2 protein-coding genes are annotated in these 2,367 nt (G+C 58.9%); both read left to right on the plus strand.

Annotated elements, in window-relative coordinates; genetic code table 11:
• The coding region (locus EOA22_RS30950; protein WP_164756078.1) for an ABC transporter ATP-binding protein at positions 1-1,153 on the plus strand (1,153 nt) is incomplete at its 5' end.
• A gap of 534 nt (positions 1,154-1,687) precedes the next feature.
• Positions 1,688-2,367: MBL fold metallo-hydrolase (locus EOA22_RS30955; protein ID WP_164756079.1), on the plus strand; the 680-nt coding region annotated here is incomplete at its 3' end.

Raw genomic sequence — 2,367 nt, forward strand, 5'->3', positions numbered from 1 at the left:
GCGCTATCCTCATCAGGTCTCCGGCGGGCAGTTGCAACGGGCAATGACAGCGATGGCAATGGCTTGTCGTCCGGACCTCATAATATTCGACGAGCCAACAACCGCGCTCGACGTGACCACGCAGGTTGAAGTTCTAGCTTCCATTCGCAACATCGTGGAGGAATTCAGCACCGCTGCAATCTACGTGACGCATGACCTGGCGGTGGTGGCGCAAATGGCGGATCGTATCATGGTTCTGCGCCACGGACGCACCGTGGAGGAGGCTGATACACGCCAGATGCTGGCCTCGCCCAGCCAGGAATATACCAAAACGCTCTGGGCCGTACGCAAGCTCGCCAAGCCCGAAGTTCCAGCCGATGACTATCTGCTGACGATAGACAACGTTACCGCGGCCTATGCAGGAAAGGTCAAGGTGCTCCAGGATGTCTCCATCAAGGTTCCGCGCGGAAGAACCGTGGCCGTGGTCGGCGAATCCGGTTCGGGCAAATCGACGCTCGCGCGAGTCGTCACCGGTCTCTTGCCGCCAATTTCAGGTTCGTTTTCTTTTGCCGGGCAGCCCCTTTCCACGAGCCTGAAGACGCGGCCGAAGGAGGTCCTGCGCCGCATGCAGATGATTTACCAAATGCCCGACAACGCCCTGAATCCGCGCCAGACGGTCGAAGAAATCATAGCTCGGCCGCTCGAATTCTACCTCGGCCTAAAGGGCGCGCAGAAGGATCGCCGGATCTGCGAACTTATGCACATGGTCGAGATGAGCGAGGATTTTCTGGAACGCCTGCCTGGCGAGCTATCGGGCGGCCAAAAGCAACGCGTCTGCATTGCCCGGGCGTTGGCAGCCGATCCAGAGCTTATCATCTGTGACGAGATCACGTCCGCGCTCGACCAGATCGTCCAAGAGGAAATCCTCAAGCTTCTCATGCGCCTGCAGCGTGAACTCGAAATGAGCTACATCTTCATTACCCACGACATTGCTACCGTAAGGGCGATAGCCGACCAAATCGTTGTCATGCACCAGGGCAAAGTCGTTGAACAGGGACTGAAGAGCCAAGTTCTCACACCTCCCCATGCCGCTTACACCGAACGGCTTTTGTCGTCCGTACCGGAAATGGATCCGGACTGGCTTACAAGGCTGCTGGCCAGCCGGAAGGTCTGACAGGGGGACCCCGTCCACCTAGGCCCCTGGCATCCTTCCACGTGCTTTGAAGGGCATGATCGTGCTCCGCTTCAATCGGGCTGGCCAGCCCGACAAACGGAGCCAACCATTTCACCGTTTCGTCGCTAAGAAAGCTGGCGACCCAGGAGATCTCGGTATTAGCTCACGAACGGCAGCTTCTGTTTGCTTAAAAGAAGCGCTCTGAGGCACATCGGAGCTACGACGCAGTCCCTGTGACGTCTGCTTTTTGGAAGCGGCTGCTAATCTCTCAATGACCAAGATTGGGCAGCAAAGCTGCCAAGGGGTGTAAGATAAATGCAGCCAGCGAATGGGTGGCCTAGCTTCTTGACTCAATTTGGGCGAACCGCCTCGTAACCAGTTAATAAATAACGTCGGGTTAGTCGCACTGTCTGCAATCCGGGTGGCGAACGAGGATCAAGGAAGGAACAAGGGGGCCGTGCCCAAGTTCGGGGCATGTACCACCGCCGCCGATGAACTCGAGCGGCTGCGCAGCAACAACCGAGGCACGGGATCATGACCGTTCAGATTCGACTTTCCGAGATCGACCACGCCAGGCGCGAAGATCATGGCGACGGTGCCTGGAGCATCGCACCGGACCTGGGTTATTTGCGGCTGGCAATCGTCAATGTCGTGTTCTTCGGCGCACCGCGCAGCGGAGATCGGAACTGGGTGCTAATAGATACGGGGTTGCCGACGTCGAGAAGCAGTATTCTTGCGGTCGCGGAAAAGCGGTTTGGCACCAACGCACGGCCTGCCGCGGTTATCCTGACACACGGCCATTTTGACCATGTGGGAACGGTTCTGGACCTCGCGAATAGGTGGGAGGTGCCCGTCTTCGCGCATCGACTCGAGCGGCCCTATTTGGACGGAACTGAATGTTATCCGGCACCGGATCCCTGGGTCGGGGGCGGACTGATGGCGCTGCTTTCGCCGCTCTTTCCACGCGGGCCGATCGATCTTGGCAACCGATTGGAACTCTTGCCCGCCGACGGATCGGTCCCCGGAATGCCCGGATGGCAATGGCTGCACACACCCGGGCACGCCCCTGGTCACATTTCGCTCTGGCGCGAGGAAGACCGCTCGCTGATCGTAGGGGACGCTTTCATCACCACCGGTCAGGAGTCGGTCTATGAGGTCGCCGTCCAGGATCTCGAGATGCACGGTCCGCCGCGCTACTTCACGCCGGACTGGGA

This window comes from Mesorhizobium sp. M7A.F.Ca.US.014.04.1.1, assembly GCF_003998745.1.
GTDB lineage: Bacteria > Pseudomonadota > Alphaproteobacteria > Rhizobiales > Rhizobiaceae > Mesorhizobium > Mesorhizobium ciceri.